Origin of the sequence: Herbaspirillum sp. alder98 (assembly GCF_020179755.1) — a bacterium.
In the GTDB taxonomy this organism is placed as follows: Bacteria; Pseudomonadota; Gammaproteobacteria; order Burkholderiales; family Burkholderiaceae_D; genus Herbaspirillum.
In genome coordinates this window covers 23012-39719 of the sequence record NZ_JAIUCY010000001.1, presented here as the reverse complement: position 1 = coordinate 39719, position 16708 = coordinate 23012, and the positions used below count along the sequence as shown (strand labels likewise).

At 62.4% G+C, this 16708-nt stretch carries 16 protein-coding genes; 7 read left to right on the top strand and 9 right to left on the bottom strand.

Annotated features, from left to right (window positions below; all coding sequences use genetic code 11):
• The first annotated feature begins 385 nt into the window (after positions 1–385).
• Positions 386–2068: a sensor domain-containing diguanylate cyclase gene (locus tag LBW87_RS00185; protein WP_225200311.1), complete on the top strand. Its 1683-nt coding sequence runs from the start codon at positions 386–388 to the stop codon at positions 2066–2068.
• Positions 2069–2093: 25 nt separating this feature from the next.
• Here the strand turns inward: LBW87_RS00185 and LBW87_RS00180 are convergent, their stop codons facing one another.
• The 4 genes from LBW87_RS00180 to LBW87_RS00165 form a co-directional block, all read right to left on the bottom strand.
• On the bottom strand, positions 2094–2423 hold the full coding sequence (locus LBW87_RS00180; protein ID WP_225199429.1) for a helix-turn-helix domain-containing protein: 330 nt from the start codon (positions 2421–2423) through the stop codon (positions 2094–2096).
• Entirely contained in the window at positions 2407–2661 is a 255-nt protein-coding gene (locus LBW87_RS00175; protein WP_225199428.1) for a type II toxin-antitoxin system RelE family toxin, read from the bottom strand. The genes LBW87_RS00180 and LBW87_RS00175 overlap by 17 nt, the downstream gene beginning before the upstream one ends.
• A gap of 110 nt (positions 2662–2771) precedes the next feature.
• A complete protein-coding gene (locus LBW87_RS00170) occupies positions 2772–4988 on the bottom strand; it encodes an FUSC family membrane protein (RefSeq protein WP_225199427.1) in 2217 nt (738 codons plus the stop codon).
• Between the two features lie 140 nt (positions 4989–5128).
• Entirely contained in the window at positions 5129–5659 is a 531-nt protein-coding gene (locus LBW87_RS00165; RefSeq protein ID WP_225199426.1) for a PaaI family thioesterase, read from the bottom strand.
• Between the two features lie 319 nt (positions 5660–5978).
• Here LBW87_RS00165 and aceA point away from each other — a divergent pair, with 319 nt between their 5' ends.
• Positions 5979–7283, top strand: a complete 1305-nt coding sequence (gene aceA, locus LBW87_RS00160) for an isocitrate lyase (protein ID WP_225199425.1) — start codon at positions 5979–5981, stop codon at positions 7281–7283.
• A gap of 123 nt (positions 7284–7406) precedes the next feature.
• Here the strand turns inward: aceA and LBW87_RS00155 are convergent, their stop codons facing one another.
• From LBW87_RS00155 to modA, 3 genes are read right to left on the bottom strand one after another with little or no spacing between them, the layout of a single operon-like run.
• Positions 7407–8078: an ATP-binding cassette domain-containing protein gene (locus LBW87_RS00155; protein WP_225199424.1), complete on the bottom strand. Its 672-nt coding sequence runs from the start codon at positions 8076–8078 to the stop codon at positions 7407–7409.
• 6 nt (positions 8079–8084) lie between these two features.
• Positions 8085–8759: a molybdate ABC transporter permease subunit gene (gene modB, locus LBW87_RS00150; protein ID WP_225199423.1), complete on the bottom strand. Its 675-nt coding sequence runs from the start codon at positions 8757–8759 to the stop codon at positions 8085–8087.
• A gap of 10 nt (positions 8760–8769) precedes the next feature.
• Positions 8770–9528 carry a molybdate ABC transporter substrate-binding protein gene (gene modA / locus LBW87_RS00145; protein ID WP_225199422.1) on the bottom strand — a complete coding sequence of 253 codons (759 nt, stop codon included), beginning with the start codon at positions 9526–9528 and terminating at the stop codon, positions 8770–8772.
• Between the two features lie 180 nt (positions 9529–9708).
• Here modA and LBW87_RS00140 point away from each other — a divergent pair, with 180 nt between their 5' ends.
• The 4 genes from LBW87_RS00140 (at position 9709) to LBW87_RS00125 (ending at position 14377) form a co-directional block, all read left to right on the top strand.
• A complete protein-coding gene (locus LBW87_RS00140) occupies positions 9709–10098 on the top strand; it encodes a winged helix-turn-helix domain-containing protein (RefSeq protein ID WP_225199421.1) in 390 nt (129 codons plus the stop codon).
• Entirely contained in the window at positions 10091–11827 is a 1737-nt protein-coding gene (locus tag LBW87_RS00135) for a ClcB-like voltage-gated chloride channel protein (RefSeq protein WP_225199420.1), read from the top strand. The genes LBW87_RS00140 and LBW87_RS00135 overlap by 8 nt, the downstream gene beginning before the upstream one ends.
• Positions 11828–11994: 167 nt before the next feature.
• Positions 11995–12882 (top strand): 23S rRNA (adenine(2030)-N(6))-methyltransferase RlmJ, encoded by an 888-nt coding sequence (locus tag LBW87_RS00130; protein WP_225199419.1) that lies wholly within the window; start codon positions 11995–11997, stop codon positions 12880–12882.
• Positions 12883–13036: 154 nt separating this feature from the next.
• Positions 13037–14377 (top strand): EAL and HDOD domain-containing protein, encoded by a 1341-nt coding sequence (locus tag LBW87_RS00125; protein WP_225199418.1) that lies wholly within the window; start codon positions 13037–13039, stop codon positions 14375–14377.
• 56 nt (positions 14378–14433) lie between these two features.
• On the opposite strand, the gene LBW87_RS00120 is transcribed toward LBW87_RS00125, so the two are convergent.
• Both LBW87_RS00120 and LBW87_RS00115 read right to left on the bottom strand, forming a co-directional pair.
• Positions 14434–15051: a hypothetical protein gene (locus LBW87_RS00120; protein ID WP_225199417.1), complete on the bottom strand. Its 618-nt coding sequence runs from the start codon at positions 15049–15051 to the stop codon at positions 14434–14436.
• Entirely contained in the window at positions 15048–15944 is an 897-nt protein-coding gene (locus tag LBW87_RS00115) for a methylglyoxal synthase (RefSeq protein WP_225199416.1), read from the bottom strand. Before LBW87_RS00115 ends, LBW87_RS00120 begins: the two co-directional genes overlap by 4 nt.
• A 203-nt stretch (positions 15945–16147) precedes the next feature.
• On the opposite strand from LBW87_RS00115, the gene greB reads away from it, so the two are divergent.
• Positions 16148–16702 (top strand): transcription elongation factor GreB, encoded by a 555-nt coding sequence (gene greB / locus LBW87_RS00110; RefSeq protein WP_225199415.1) that lies wholly within the window; start codon positions 16148–16150, stop codon positions 16700–16702.
• Positions 16703–16708 lie beyond the last annotated feature (6 nt).

Genomic DNA, 16708 nt, shown 5'->3' with positions numbered 1-16708 from the left:
GCGTGGCCGCCGTTTTCTTTAGGTTTTGTTGTCTTTTTCATAATTCCCTGCGGCAATCTGTTACTGCCGCGCAGCAGATCATCCCGTTGGCTGAAAAAAACTTGTCCGATAATGCGACGACTGTGATATTTACTAAGCAGTAGCCAAGCAGTCCGATCGTCTGTGTGTTGTCCCGATAGGCAGGATTGCGGTGGTTTTCGCATAAAATGCCTGCTTGGCAAAAACAGATCACCGGCGCAAGAGCTTCATGCCACGCCGTACTGCTTATCAAGATGCACGTCGGCCGGGGAAACATGGGGAAATTCGTTAGCAGCGTGGGAAACAGGGGGCGATTCTGAAACGATCGTCCCTGCAGCGGCTTTTCATCTTGCCGTTCGTGTTCCTGATGGTATGCCTGGCGCTGACGATAGGATGGTTCCTCTATCGCGCCGGCGACGATGCCACCGAGGTCCTGGCCCGCAACGCGCTCATGGAAATCATGGGGCGCGTAAATCAGGCCATCGACCGCCAGACATTGTCGGCGCGTGAAAGCCTCAATGTGGTGGCGCCGCCGCCTGTGCCCTCGCTCGATCCTGCCTTGCCTCCTGCCGTGCTGCCGTTCGCCAAGGACCGCCAGCGCCTGGAAGAACGGCTATGGCTGGCCAATGCCTTGTTCGACGATCCCAGCTATGTCTACTTCGGTGGCGTCGACGGCAGTTTCCTGGGGATCAAGCAGGAAAGCCCGAGCGTGTTCATGTACAGCGTGCGTGAGCCGGGCGGAAAAAATTATGTCTACTACCTGCGTGGACCGGGCACCGAGATGAAACTCGCCGCCGAGCAGGAGTACGAACCCCGCAAGCGTCCGTGGTACCTGCAGGCGGTCGAGCGCGGTCGCGAGACCTGGTCATCGGTCTATACCGATTTCCGGCTCAAGTTCCTGGGCATCAACCTGTCCAAGCCGGTGTACGACGTCGACGGCACTTTCCTGGGCGTCGCCAATAGCAGCATCGGCCTGCGCCACCTGACCGTGTTCCTGCAGAACCTGCCGCTGGGGCCCAATGGCGTGGCCTTCGTGTCCGAACTCAAGGGCGAGATGATTGCCTCGTCGATCAGCGAGCCGCTGCACGAGGTCAAGGGCGAGTCGGGCGAATTCGTGCGTTTGCTGGCGTCGCAGAGTCGATCGCGGCTGGTGCAGGAAGCCTATGACCAGGTGCGCCTCTATCTGGCGTCGAACCAGGTCCAGCCGGGGCAACTGGTGCTGCTGGGCGCGCAATGCGACGGCCGCAAGGTCGAAGTGGCGTTTCGCCTGCATCATGATGCGGCCGGCCTGGACTGGTTGTCGATCAGCGCCGCGCCGCGCTCGGACTTTCTCGGGTCGGTCACCGGCGGCGTCTACCAGACCTTGCTGCTGGGACTGGTGGCGGTGTGCCTGACGTTCGTGATCGGTTTCATGCTGCTGCGTTGGGTCTTGCGCGATATCCGCAAGCTCACCCTGGCCGCCCGCAGCATCGGCGATGGCGGGCCTTTCCCGGCGCTCAATATCAAGCGCAATGACGAAATCGGCCAGTTGGCGCAGAGCTTCCAGGAGATGGAGCACAACCTGCGCACCGATCGCCTGACCAGCGTGCTCAACCGCGATTCGCTGATTGCCCAGATCGATTTTCGCCGGCGCAATGCGACCGAAGCCGTTCCGCTGCAGTTTGCCTTGCTGTTCATCGACCTCGACCGCTTCAAGGCCGTCAACGATGAACATGGTCACGACGAGGGCGACCGGGTGCTGGTGACGATTGCGGCCAGGCTCAAGAAGGGCTTGCGCCACGATGACGCCGTGGCGCGCTTCGGCGGGGATGAGTTCGTTATCTACCTGCATGGCCTGTCCGACATGGCCGCTGCACGCAGCATCGCCGACAAGTTGCGGCATTCGGTCAACCGTCCCATCGATGGCCGCGACGGTCATCAATACCTGGTCGATGCATCGGTGGGCGTGGCGCTCTATCCGGAAGATGGTCTGGATGTCGAGACCTTGCTGCGCGTGGCCGACTCACGCATGTTCGACCAGAAGCGCCTGCATCGGATGCTGTCCGTCTGAGGGAAGATGGCGCGCAGGCGTGGCGTCAGAAATCGAGTTGCGCCAGGCTCAGCCCCAGGGCGCGCGCAATTCTTGCCAGTGTTGCCGGCCGCAGCCTGGCGCTGTTTTCCTGCTTGGCATAGGCGGGTTGCGAGATGCCGAGACGTTGCGCGACATCGCCCTGCGTCAAGCGCAGATGCTCGCGCCAGGCCTTGATGGGCGTGGCGCCGTGTACGACGCTCGCCTCGATGACTTCATGCGGGATCAGTTCTTCGCTGTTGCAATAACGTTGAATGAATTCGTCATACGGCACGACCACGAAAAGCGGGTTGCCGTCGGGGCCAGCGATGGTCTGGAATTTAGTAAGTGCGTTCATCGCGTTTTTTTACCTCCTGAATATCCACGATCCTGACATTGCCGCACCAGTCGAAAAGCACTCGGTAGCCGCCGATGCGTAAGCGGTATTCGAATGCATGTCCGGATAAGGCCTTGACGTTTGCGCAATCGGGCATCTGGCTTAGCGCGCTCACTGCGTCGACGACATTGCGCTGAATCTGCCGGTCAAGTTTTCTGAGCTGTCGGGCTGCTTTTGAGGTCCATCGGATCGCATTCATGCATCCGAATATAGCTAGAGTATAGCTTTATAGCTTTTTGGGCTATCAATCGTAAGGCATTTTTCGAAGTTGTTGCCTGTTCGTCAATCCGTCGCCTGGACGCCGCCGCCTTATTTCTGCCGCAGTATCTTGTCGATGGTGGTGGTCTGCGCGACGATCTCGCGCAGGTCCTGGTTGAGCAGGCTGGTGCGCCGCTGCAGGTTGGCCCAGCCGGACCAGGCGCTGGCCTCGGGCGGCACCGGCTGCGGCGGCAGCGGCCCGACCAGTTCGGTGGCTTCGCCGCCGATGGCGGGCTGCTCGGGCGTCGCCGCGGCAGTGCCGGCGGCGCGTTTCTTCGGGCGCGCCGCCAGGATGCGCTGGGCTTCATCCAGGTGCTGGCTGGCTTCGCGGTAGGTGCTTTCGATGAGCCCGATGACCGGTCCCTCCGGAATGTTTTCCACGTGCCGCCGCATCATCAGCCGCAGCGCCGCGATGTGCGCCGCCACCAGGTAGTTCTGCACGATGAAGCGATTCAGTTCACGCACCGCGCGCTGCTTGGTGACCGGTTCGTCCATCATCCGCACCAGCGCCGACACCAGCGCCGACAGGTTGTCCATGAAGCCCTTGCGGCATACCCGGTAGAAGAAATCGTCCTTCACCCGTCCCTCCAGCATGTCACGGCTGGCATTGAGATAGCGCTGGCTCGACTTGAGCACGTTGTGCAGCAGCTTGGGCAGGTCGCGATATTCCCAGGCCGGCAGCACGTAGCTGAAGATGGTGGCGATCACCACCCCGATGATGGTGTCGATCAGGCGCTCGCTGATGACGCCCTGGTGATCGGCCGGCAGCAGCAGGTTCAGCAGCAGCAGGATCTGCACCGAGGCGGCAATCGCGGTATAGCGGTACTTGACGTAGGTGAAGGCGGGCGCGGCCACGCTGGCGGCGAACAGCACCGCCATCAGGCCCATCGGATTGTGGACGAAGCGCAGGATCAGGGCCGTGATCAGGCAGCCGATGACGGTGCCGATCAGGCGGTCGGCCATGCGCTGCTTGGTGGCGCTGAAGTTGGGTTTGAGGATGATGACGATGGTCAGCACGATCCAGTAGCCGTGCGCCATGTAGGGCAGCAGGCTGGCGATCCACAGGCCCGTGGTCACCGCCAGCGCCACGCGGATGGCGAAGCGGAAGATCGGCGACTGCCAGCGCAGGTTGACCAGCAGCATGTTGAACTTGAACTTCTGCTGGGTCAGGAATGGCGTCATGTCGGACCCCGGCAGGATCGGCAGCGGATCGACCGGGTTCTGGGTGGCCAGGTGCAACTGGCCGATCAGTTCGATGATGTCGCCGATCTTGTTATAGGTCACGCGCAGGATGGTGAGCGCCTCGTCGGGCACCTTGCCGGATTGCTGCATCTGGTGCATCTCGAACTGGATCGCACGCAGCTCGGCCTTGTAGTTGACGGTCGGCGTCGAGGCTTTCTTGCGGGTGATGGCATAGGCGATCGACTCGATGTCTTCGGCGGTCTTGTTGGCCAGGTCGCGCAGGAAGATCATTACGTCGCCATCGCCGAAGTGATTGCGCAGGTAGGCATAGTCGGCGTGGGTCGACAGCACCTGCTCATAGAGCTCCAGCATCGACAGGTGAACCTGCACCAGCAGGCCGTCCTGCTTGGTATGCAGGTCGCGCAGGATCAGGTCGCGTGAGGCCTGCTGTTTGTCGGCCACCACGATCTGCTGGCGCACCAGTTGATTGAACTGGGCCGCAAGGTCGCGTCGCACGTCATAGAAGTCGGCCTTGATGCGCAGGTAGCGGGCCAGTTCGAACAGGGCTTCGGCCAGCACCTGTTGCTTGATGCGGCGGCGCAGGAACCACGACACCACCATCGAATACGCCAGGTAGCCCAGGCCGCCGCACAGAAACAGGCCGCTGTGCAGGAAGGCGGCCGCGAACGGCACCTGGTTTTCCATCGACAGCGTCATTACCATCAGCGCGGCAAACTGCAGCGGCATGGTCTTCTTGCCGTAGACCACCATCATGCTGGCAAAAAAACTAACCAATACCATCATCGCGCTGACCAGCCATGGCACCGGGGCGCACAGGCTGATGACCAGCATCACCAGCGTACACAGCAGCACGCCGGCCAGCATTTCGTTGAATTTGTGCCGCAGCGGGCTGGGCAGGTCCATCAGGCTGGTGCACAAGGCGCCCAGGAAAACCGTCATCGTGGTCTGCATGTCGGCCACGTTGTAGACCAGCATGGTCAGGCCGACCACCCCGATTGCGATCCGTACTCCAGTATAGAAATAGTGACTGAAGAGGAAGGTACGGATGTCCAGGGCGTAATGCATGAATGGAATCGAGGTCGTGATGACCGGCAATAAGTTAGACGCTCATTTTGTGCCTTCTTGCTCCATTAAACAACTGACATGCAGGATGTCATGCAAAACAAATCCTGTGAACGAAAGTCGACCGCTTCGGTCGCCCGGGCTCAGGGCAGGGCGAACACCAGGCAGGTCGTGGTGGCGTGGGCGTACAGGCGGCCATCGACGTCGACGATGCGGCCTTCGGCAATGCCGACCTGCTTGCCCACCTGGATCACCCGGCCCTCTGCGCGCACCGGGCCGCTCTTGTCGGTCAGTGCGCGCACCAGGTTGACCTTCAGTTCGAGCGTGGTGTAGCCCATCCCCTTGGGCAGCATCGAGTGCACCGCACAACCCACCGCCGAATCCAGCAGGGTGCAGAAATAGCCGCCATGGACGCTGCCCAGCGGGTTGTAATGGCGCTTGTCGGGCGTGCCCTGAAAAACGATGCGGCCCGGTTCGCCCTCGACGGGAACGAAGTCCAGCGTCTCGCCGATGGGAACCGACGGCAGCAGGCCGTCCCAGATGCGCTGCAGGAACTCCATGCCGCTGCCAGCCTTGAGATCGTCCAGGGTCGATACCCCCGCCGGCGCCAGGCGCGCCCGGACTTCCTGCTCTTGCTGGCGCCACAGCGCCAGCGTGTCTTCTCTCGAACTCATCAGGTCTCCTTTGTTACTTTTATTATGCAAGATGCTGCAGGAAGTGCGCAACCATGCCGCCATTTCACGATGAGAATTTTTCATTTCGTAATGTGAAAAGGGCGCGTGCACAGCACCAAACTTATATTTCATTGCCAGAAATTTCGTTCCGCATCGCAAAAAATAAGTTTTAAGTATTTGATTTATTTAGAAATAAAAAATTACCTATATCTTATATAAGACATTGTTGCTGCGCACACGTCGGCCTAACATGAAGTCATGGCAGCACAGGTTTTAACCGGTTTTCAAACCACTCAACATGACCATCAAGGAGATCACCATGAGCACACGTGAACAGCAGATCCAGGCACTCGAAAAGGATTGGGCAGAAAATCCGCGCTGGAAGGGCATCAAGCGCAACTACACCGCCGCCGACGTGGTGCGCCTGCGCGGCTCGGTGCAGGTCGAGCATTCGCTGGCCAAGCGCGGCGCCGACAAGTTGTGGACGCTGGTCAACAACGAGCCCTTCGTCAATGCGCTGGGCGCGCTGACCGGCAACCAGGCCATGCAGCAGGTCAAGGCGGGCCTGAAGGCGATCTACCTGTCGGGCTGGCAAGTGGCGGGGGATGCCAACCTGGCCGGCGAGATGTATCCCGACCAGTCGCTGTACCCGGCCAATTCGGTGCCGATGGTGGTCAAGCGCATCAATAACACTTTTGCGCGGGCCGACCAGATCCAGTGGTCCGAAGGCAAGGATGACATCGATTTCTTCGCGCCCATCGTGGCCGATGCCGAAGCCGGTTTCGGTGGCGTGCTGAACGCCTTCGAGCTGATGAAGTCGATGATCGAGGCGGGCGCTGCCGGGGTGCACTTCGAGGACCAACTGGCGTCGGTCAAGAAGTGCGGCCACATGGGTGGCAAGGTGCTGGTGCCGACCCGCGAAGCCGTCGAAAAGCTTAATGCCGCACGACTGGCAGCCGATGTGATGGGGACCCGGACCCTGGTCATCGCCCGTACCGATGCCGAAGCGGCTGACTTGTTGACCTCCGACGTGGACGACAATGATCGCGCTTTCGTCACCGGCGAGCGCACCGTCGAAGGCTTCTACAAGACCTGCCCGGGTATCGATCAGGCGGTCTCGCGTGGCCTGGCCTATGCCGAATACGCCGACATGGTCTGGTGCGAGACCGGCAAGCCCGACCTGGCCTTCGCCAAGACCTTCGCCGAAGCCATCCACGCCAAATTCCCCGGCAAGCTGCTGGCGTATAACTGTTCGCCATCGTTCAACTGGAAGAAGAACCTGGACGACACCACCATCGCCAGGTTCCAGCGCGAACTGGGCGCCATGGGCTACAAGTTCCAGTTCATCACGCTGGCCGGCTTCCATGCGCTGAATTATTCGATGTTCAACCTGGCGCATGGTTATGCGCGGCGCCAGATGTCGGCCTTCGTCGAATTGCAGGAATCCGAATTCGCCGCCGCCGAAAAGGGCTTTACCGCCGTCAAGCACCAGCGCGAAGTCGGCACCGGCTACTTCGATGCGGTCACGCAGGCGATCCAGCAAGGCCAGTCGTCGACTACCGCCTTGCATGGTTCGACCGAGGACGAGCAGTTCTTCGACGAAAAGCAGCGCAAGGTTGCCTGACCGATGTGACGTAATGTGATGTGTTGTGATGAGCCGGTGCGCGTTGGTGCGCACCGAAAGGGGAAATCCCCCGAGGCTTGAAGACCGTACCTCAAAAGGGTGCGGTCTTTTTTTTGTCAGGGTCTAGGGAAGGCTGTTGATACGCCCGTCGCGCACTTCGAACACGGCCTCGCCGAGGGCCTCGACATCGGCCGGATCGTGGGTGATCAGCAGCATCGGCACATCGAGTCGCTGCTGCAGCTCGGACAGTTCACGGCGCATCCTTTCGCGCAGTGACAGGTCGAGCGCCGAGAAGGGTTCGTCCAGCAGCAGCATGTCCGGGTTCGACACCAGCGCCCGCGCCAGTGCCACGCGCTGGCGCTGGCCGCCCGAGATCTGTGCCGGATAGCTGCCGACGATGGCCTCCAGTTCGAACGCCGCAATCCACTGCTGCACCGCCTGATGGGTGGCCGGCCGGCGCAGGTTGAAGCAGCCGCGCGCCAGGCCGAAGGCAATGTTCTGGGCCACCGTCAGGTGCGGGAACAAGGCGTAGTCCTGGAACAGATAGGCCACATTGCGCTGCTGCGTGGGCAGGTTGATCCGCTGCGCGCTGTCGAACAGCACGCGACCGTCGAGCCTGATGTGGCCGGCGTCGGGCGTCATCAATCCGGCGACCGCCTTCAAGGTCAGGCTCTTGCCCGATCCCGAGGGGCCATACAGCACCACCCGACGGCTGTCGGCGGCGAAGGCGACGTCGAGCTCGAACGTGCGCTCACCTGCATGCAGGGTTTTCTTGATCTGGAGTTCGATGGTCATGGCACTTCAGCGCACGATCAACTGCGAGCGATCCGGCACTAGGCGGCCGGCCAGCATCAGCACCGCCACGCACGTGATCGAGGTGATGATCACCAGCATGGTGGCCGCGCCGTCGTCGCCGGCCTGCACTGCTTCATAGATGGCCACCGACAGCGTCTGGGTCCGGCCGGGCAGGTTGCCGGCCACCATCAGCGTGGCGCCGAACTCGCCCAGCGCGCGGGCAAAGGCCAGCAGGACGCCGGCGGCAATGCCGCGCGTGGCCAGCGGCAGGCTGACCCGGAAGAACACGCCGGCTTCCGACACGCCCAGCACGCGGGCGGCATTTTCGAGTTGGTGGTCGACGTTTTCAAAAGCGGCGCGGGCCGCCTTCAGCACCAGCGGAAAAGCGACGATGGTCGATGCCACAACCGCGCCTTGCCAGGTGAAGACTAACTGTATTCCCCAGCTTTCGAGCCAGGCGCCGAGGGCGCCGCGACGGCCGAATACCACCAGCAGGTAATAACCCAGCACGGTCGGCGGCAAGACCAGCGGCAGCGTCAACACCGAATCGACCAGGTCGCGCCAGGGCGAGCGCCAGCGCGACAGGCCATAGGCGGCCGCTACCCCCAGCACTGCATTGAGCAGGGTCGCCAGGCCGGCGACCTTGAGCGAGAGCAGCAGCGGCGTCCAGACCGGGTGCATGGTGCTGCGGTCAGGGCTTGAGGAAGCCGTAGCGCGCCAGCACGGCCTGGCCGGCGGGCGACAGCACATGGCTGACGAACTTCGCGGCCAATTCCTTCTGCTGGCTGCCGGCAGTCAGGGCGATGGGGTAGGTGGCGGGGGCGTCGGACGGGATGCGTACGGCGACCTTGACCTTGTCGGGCATGACCGCCGCGTCGGTGGCAAACACGAAGCCGGCGTCGACTTCGCCGCGCGCCACGTAGTCGAGGCTGGTGCGCACGTTTTCTGCCATCACGCTCTTGGCCGAGACCTGCGCCCACAGGCCGGCCTGTTCCAGCGCGGTCTTGGTATAGCGGCCGAACGGCACCGAGGCCGGGTTGCCCAGCGCGATACGACGATAGTCGGGTTTGGTGAGGTCGGCCAGCGCGCCCGGTTGCAGCTTGCTGTCGTGCGGCACGATCAGGACGATCTGGTTGGCGGCAAAATTCTTGCGGCTGGCCGGATCGACCGCCTTTTCGGCCACGGCCTTGTCCATCGCGGTCTGGTCGGCCGAGGCAAAGACATCGGCCGGCGCGCCGCGCACGATCTGTTGCATCAGGATGTCGGAGGCGCCGAAATTGGTGATCACTTTCACGCCCGGGTTCTGCTGCTCGAAGGACTGGGACAGTTCCTTGAAGGCATTGGTCAGGCTGGCGGCGGCAGAGACCACCAGGTCGGTGGCCTGGGCGGCGCCGGCTGACACCAGCAAGGCGGCGCCGAGGAGGGTTTTCAGGCGGGTAGACATGCGCATTGATTTTCCTGGGTTGGGCAAGGGAAGGGAGCGTCAGCGCGCCCCGCGAAAGCATCGGAATATACGCAAGGATATAACGAGCGTCAATCTGGCGCCGGCTGTACTGTGGCCGGCGTGCGCCAGGTGTGTCGCCTGCGGGCGGCGGCCCTTGTACAATCACGCGCATATTAGCCAACCACCATGCCACCCGACCAAGTGACTTCTTCTTCCAAGACCATCAGGGTCCGCCTTATGCAGGGTGACGCCATCGCCTTCGGTCCCGGCAAGGCAGACCTGCTGCAAGCCATCGAGCGCTGCGGATCGATCTCGGGTGCTGCGCGCGAAATGGCCATGTCGTATCGCCGCGCGTGGCTGCTGGTCGAAGAAATGAACAGCTGCTTTTCGCATCCGCTGGTCAGCACCGCCACCGGTGGCGCGCGCGGCGGCGGCGCAGTCGTGACCGAATTCGGGAGCGCGGTGCTGGCACGCTATCGGCGCATGCAGAAGAAGGCGGAGAACAGCATCGCGGCCGATCTGGCCCAGTTGCGGGCGTTGATGAATCCGATCGAAGGGAACCCCGACGATGCGTGATTCGTGGGTCAGGTATCGGCTGCGGGTGCTCAATGCCTGCCGCGTCTCGGAAAACCATTCGATGTTGCTGTGGGGCGCGCTGGCCGGCTTTGTCGGCGCGCTGGCGACGGTCGGCTTTCGCGAAGCCATCAGCTTGCTGCAGGCGCTGTTGACCGGACACAGCGGCAGCTTCGTCGAGATCGCCAAGGGCCTGCCGTGGTATCTGCGGGTAGCGCTGCCGGCCGGCGGCGGCATCGCCGCCGGACTGTTCCTGATCTGGGCCCGGCGCATGCCGGCCGGGCCCGGCGGCGACTATATGGAAGCGGTGTCGATCGGCGACGGCGTCATTCCGGTGCGCCATACCTTGCTGCGCAGCGCTTCGTCACTGGCCACGATCGCCTCCGGTGGCTCGATCGGTCGCGAAGGGCCGATGGTGCAACTGGCCGCGCTGTGCGCCTCGCTGGTGGGCAAGTTCTCGCATTTCCCCAGTTCGCGCTTGCGCCTGCTGGTGGCCTGCGGCGCCGCAGCCGGCATCACTTCGGCCTACAACGCACCCATCGCGGGCGCCTTCTTCATCACCGAGATCGTGCTCGGCTCGCTGGTCATGGAAAGCTTCGGGCCGGTGGTGGTGGCGTCGGTGGTGGCCAACATCACCATGCGTGAATTGCCGGGCTACCACCCGGCCTACGAGATGCCGTTCTTCCCCGAGATTGCCGGCCTCGAGGTAGTGCTGTTCGTGATCCTGGGCGTGCTGGCCGGGTTGCTGGCGCCGCAGTTCCTGCGGGTGCTCGAATTCGGCAAGACCGTGTTTGGCCGCTGGCGCATGCCGTTGCCGGTGCGCCTCGGTGTGGGCGGCTTGCTGGTCGGGCTGATCTCGATCAAGGTGCCCGAGGTCTGGGGTAACGGCTACGACCTGGTCAATTCGCTGCTGCACACCGACTGGTTATGGCACACGGTGCTGATGGTGCTGGTGATCAAGGTGCTCGCCACCGCCATCACGGTTGGTTCCGGCGCGGTGGGCGGCATTTTCACGCCGGTGCTGTTCGTGGGCGCTGCGGTCGGTTTCCTGTTCGGCGATGGCGCCCAGGCCTGGCTGCCGATGCATGTGTCGCAGCCGTTCGCCTATGCCATGGTGGGCATGGGCGCGTTCCTGGCGGCGGCATCGAATGCGCCCCTGATGGCGATCCTGATGATCTTCGAGATGACGCTGAGTTACCAGGTGGTGCTGCCGTTGATGCTGTCATGCGTGGTGGCCTATGTGGTGGCGCGCGGATTGGACGGGCGCTCGATGTACGACATCACCCTCAAGCGCCATCGCGACGCCGAGGAGCGCCTGCGCCTGCGCGGCACGCACATGAGCGAACTGATCCGGCCGGCCGAGACGGTGTTGCGCGACGACGCCAGCCTGGAAGAAGTCAGTGCGGTGTTCCTCAAGTATCCGGTCAAGTATGCCTATGTGATCGACGACGGCGGACGCTACCAGGGCGTGGTGGCGCTGCAGGACATCACCTCTTGGCTGCTTGACCACAAGGAGACGGCAGGACGCACGGCGCGCGACTTCCTGCGGCCGCATTTCCTGCACGAGGTGACGCCCGAGATGTCGCTCGGCGAGGCATTGCAATTGTTTCTCGATCATCAGGGCGAGCGCCTGCCGGTGATCGCCAGCGTCGACGATCCGCGACTGCTGGGCGTGGTCTACAAGACATCACTGCTGGATGCTTATTTCCGCCTCGACCGGGCTGGTGGCTGATGCTTCTTTGTAACAAATGCGGGAGGCGTGACCCTATTGGTATCGTATCCTTGCTAGAATGCCAAACGTTTTGCGGTTAACCACTTGCTATTGCAGTGCTTGCGCTAACGTGCGCCAGTCAAGTTCGCTGTGCGCCTTCCCACCTTTATTCTGAAGAGCAGATTTCCATGCTGAGTTACCGCCACGCCTTCCATGCCGGCAATCACGCCGACGTCCTGAAGCATATGGTGGTGATTCAATTGATGCGCTACCTGGGTCAGAAAGACCCCGCCTACATGGTGATCGATACCCACGCCGGCGCCGGTGTGTATGCGCTCGATGGCGATTACGCCAGCAAGAACGCCGAATACGAAACCGGTATCGCGCCGTTGTGGAATCTGCGCGACATGCCCGAGGCGGTCAAGGAATACGTCGACCTGGTGCGCTCGCTCAACCCCAGCGGCAAGTTGCGTTACTACCCGGGTTCGCCCTATTGCGCCGAGAAGATCATGCGCGACCAGGATCGTCTGCGCCTGTTCGAACTGCACCCGTCCGAAGTCAAGATCCTCGAAGAAAATTTCCGCAAGCTCGACGCCCATGCGCAAGCCCAGGGCCAGCGTCCGAGTGCGCGCGGCAAGCGGGTGCTGGTGTATCGCGCCGACGGTTTCGCCGGGCTCAAGGCCTTGCTGCCGCCGCCTTCGCGACGCGGCCTGGTGCTGATCGACCCGCCCTATGAAGACAAGCGCGATTACGGTCGCGTGGTCGAGGTGCTGAAAGATGCGCTGGTGCGTTTTCCTACCGGCGTATATGCGGTCTGGTATCCGGTCCTGCAGCGCAACGAATCGCGCCAGCTGGCCGAGCGCCTGAAACGCCTGGGCGCCAAGAGCTGGCTCAATGTCACGCTGGCCATTCATGGCCCGGCGCCGGATGGTTTCGGGCTGCACAACAGCGGCATGTTCATCCTCAACCCGCCGTGGACGCTCGAGCCGATGCTGCGCGAGGTCATGCCCTGGCTGGTGCAAACGCTGGGCACCGACGACAGCGCCGAATTCGTGCTGGAGGCGGGCGAGGCATGACGCAAAGTAACCGTGTTAATGCGGTGACTTTGTGTGATTTTTTTACAGCACGGCCGTTCTTAAATGCGAATACCGGTGCCGATACGGCATACAATACTTCGTTGCCGAGAATAAATAACTATCGCCATGCCCTGGGGTTTTAACGACATCGCTCATGACTGACCAGCCACAACCATCTTCCTCCGGGCAGCATGCGCTGGACTTCTACCTCGCACGGCAACCCATCCTCAATCGTGAACAAGAGCTGATCGGCTACGAACTGCTGTTTCGCAGCGCCGCCTTCGGCCCGGCCAATGTCAAGGATGACGTTACCGCCACCGCTGCGGTGATCGCGCATGCCTCGGAACTCGGCCTGGCCAACGTCATCGGCAACCTGCAGGGTTTCATCAACGTCGACGCGGCGGTGCTGCTGAGCGACTTCGTTTATTTTCTACCGGCCGACAAGGTGGTGCTCGAGATCCTCGAGACGGTCAGGGTCACGCCTGAACTGGTGGCGCGCGTGCGCGAGCTGGTCAAGGCGGGCTATGTGTTTGCGCTCGACGATGTGGTGGCCGAATCGGAAGAGATCGAGCAACTGCTGCCGATGATCAAGATCATCAAGATCGACGTGATGGAAGTCGATCCCAGCAAGTTGCTCAAGCTGTCGGTGCACTTCAAGCGCGCGCAAAAGGAATTGCTGGCCGAGAAGGTCGAGACGGTGGAGCAGTTCCGCGAATGCATCACCTTCGGTTTCGATTATTTCCAGGGCTATTATTTTGCCAAGCCGATGATCCTTCAGGGCAAGAAGCTGGAAGCCTCGAAAGTGGTCATCATGCACTTGCTCACGCTGCTGGTGCGCAATGTCGACAATGGCGAGATCGTGCGCTACATCAAGCGCGACGTGGCCCTGTCGCTGACGCTGCTGCGGCTGGTCAATACGCCCGTCTACGGTTTCCAGAAGTTCATCGATTCGCTGGGCCAGGCGCTGATCGTGCTGGGACGGCGCCAGCTCAAGCGCTGGCTGCAGATTCTGTTATTCGCCAATACCGACACCGAACGCAGCAATGCGCTGTCGCCCCTGATGATCCTGGCGGCGACGCGCGGCAAGATGCTGGAGCTGATCGCGGCCAAGATTCGTCCGGGCCGGCGCAAGATGTCGGAGATGGCGTTCACGGTCGGCATCATGTCGCTGGTCGATGCACTGTTCGGCATGAGCATGGAAACCGTGCTGCGCCAGATCACCGTCAGCACCGAGATCCGCGAAGCGCTGCTGCGCCGCACCGGGTTCTATGGCACCGTGCTCAAGCTGGTCGAATGCACCGAGCAGGTCGAGCAGAATCAGGAAGAGATGCAGCGCCTGCTGGAAGAGCTGCAGTTGTCGGCCGACGATTTTTTCGAGGCCGAGAAGTTTGCCTTCGAATGGGGTAACAGCATTTCATCCAATAGCCTGGGGCATTCGGTGGCGGTCTCGATGGCGCCCCCCGATGCCGGGCTCGACGACGACGACGACGATTGAGTCGCGTCCTGCGCAGGGAATAGGGAAGGGGCCGCCGGCATTGCCGCGGCCCTTTTTTAATGCGATCCGAACTTGCGCAGATGTTTTTTCATGCGGGCGGCGAGGCGGCGCAGCAAGCGGGGTGGACGGGTGTCGCCAGTCGATGGCGTTCCGAACAGTTGACCCCGCCAGCGACGCACGGCCAGCGCCAGTCGCTGCGCGGCACGCCATCCGGAAGAGGCGTGCAACTGCGCGATCATCCGGTCCTTGAATGCGAGCAGCTTGTCATGCCAGCGACTAAACCACGCCAGCGCCAGCAGGCTGCGACGGGTCAGTGCATAGACCCGCGCCACTAGCGCCGTGCCCATCAGCTTGGCGCTGACGATGATCAACAGCCCCAGCCCCGGATGACCATGCGCAATCGACAGCAAGGCCAGCAGCTTGACCGGCAACAGCAATAAGGTCGGCGCCAGGAATACCGCCAGCGCGGCGTAGGGCGGCAGCTGCTGCACCTTCTGCTGCAACCGCACCAGCCAGCCCCAGGCGGGAATGCGGGCCAGCGCGGCCTGGGTCACTTCCCACAGCCATTCTTCGAGCATCAGCAGCAATGCCACTAGATAGATCAGCGGCGCGGCCAGGCGCCGGCGCAGCCGTGCGCGCCGGTGGCCATCGGCGGGCGACGGAGGTGTCGTCACCGGCCTGATCCGGCACGCGCGGCGATCAGCGACAGCCAGCGGTCGCCCCATTTGACGTCGCTCATGCACGAAGCGTAGTCGGTCACGGTGCGGGCGGCGCGTTCGAGCAGCTGGATATCGGCTTCGTGCTGGCGCGCCACGTGTGGATCTTCCAGGAACAGCACGCGTCGGCACTGGCGTTCCAGGATCAGTTCGGCGATCTGGGCGTCGCCCCCCAGCGGGCCCGACAGGAAAGGCCTGACCCAGTTGCGGCCGGCCTCGCCCTTGATCTTGGCCGCCAGTTCGTTGAGCAGGCCGCCGGTGGTGCCGGTGGCGCAGCGAAACGCAAAGCGGTCCAGCAGGTCGAAGTGCTTCTCGGCCAGCGCCAGCATGCGCTGCTTCATCGAATCGTGGGCGATCAGGGCGATGCTCTCCTGCTTCAGGTCGAAGCGATGGTCGAGCGCCGAGTCGGGCGCGGCGCCGGTGTCGAGCGACTCCAGCTCGAACCATTCCTGGGCGCCGGCCAGGGTCGACAGGAAAGGCTTGCCGTGGATCACGCACTGGCGCTTCAGCGCCACCGCCTCGGGAAAGGCCGAGGAGGGGTCGACCGGATCGATCAGGTAGATCACCGCATCGAGCGTGCGCTCGGGATCGGGGTCGACCGTACGCGAGACCAGCTTCATCAGGCCGCCCTGGCGTCCATACGGAAAGCGCACCAGGTGCCGATAGCCGGGCAGCAGCTGCATCTGCTCGATGGCGTCGAGGGTGCGCCCGACCACGATCAGTTCGGGCTGCAAGGCTTCGATGCGGTGGCGCGAGCCGGTCAGCAACTGGACCAGCGCCGAGTCGGGGGCATCCTGATGGGCACGGTTGGCGATGAGGCCGATGCGATAGCGGGGGGCGAGTGAGGACATGGTGTTGGTGAGTGGCGGCAAGGTGGCAAGATGTGTCTCGCGATTATCGCCGAGGCGCGCACAAATCGCGAGTGCCGCATCGCAGGTATTGCCGCGCGCGCAGTACAGCCGCACCGTGTTTGCAGGGTTCAACTGTATCTTCGGCGCGGGCCACATGCGGCTACAATGGTACGCATCTGAAAAACGAATTCCCGAGCTCCTGGATGAATAAGGCCTTTGTAAAAGAATCCGATGGCGGCGACGACGATGACGAGATCGCGTTGCCGGCCATTCCTGCTGGCGCTAAGAACTACATGACGCCGGCCGGCCATCAACGCATCAAGGACGAGCTGTTGCAACTGATCGACGTCGATCGCCCGGAAACGGTGCGCATCGTGTCCTGGGCGGCGTCCAATGGCGACCGTTCCGAAAACGGCGACTATCTGTACGGCAAGAAGCGCCTGCGCGAGATCGACCGCCGCATCCGCTTCCTGACCAAGCGCCTGGACCTGGCCGAGGTGGTCGACCCGACCATCCATCATGGCAGCGACCAGGTGTTCTTCGGCGCCACCATCACCTATGAGAACCAGCGCGGTGACGAACATACGGTCACCATCGTCGGCATCGACGAGCTTGATCCGCTGCGAGGCAAGATCAGCTGGATCTCGCCCGTGGCGCGGGCGCTGACCAAGTCCCGCGAGGGCGACGAGGTGGTCCTGCAGACGCCTTCCGGCGTCGAGCAGTTGACGATTCTTGAAGTGAGCTATCCCGCTCCCTAAGTTTTT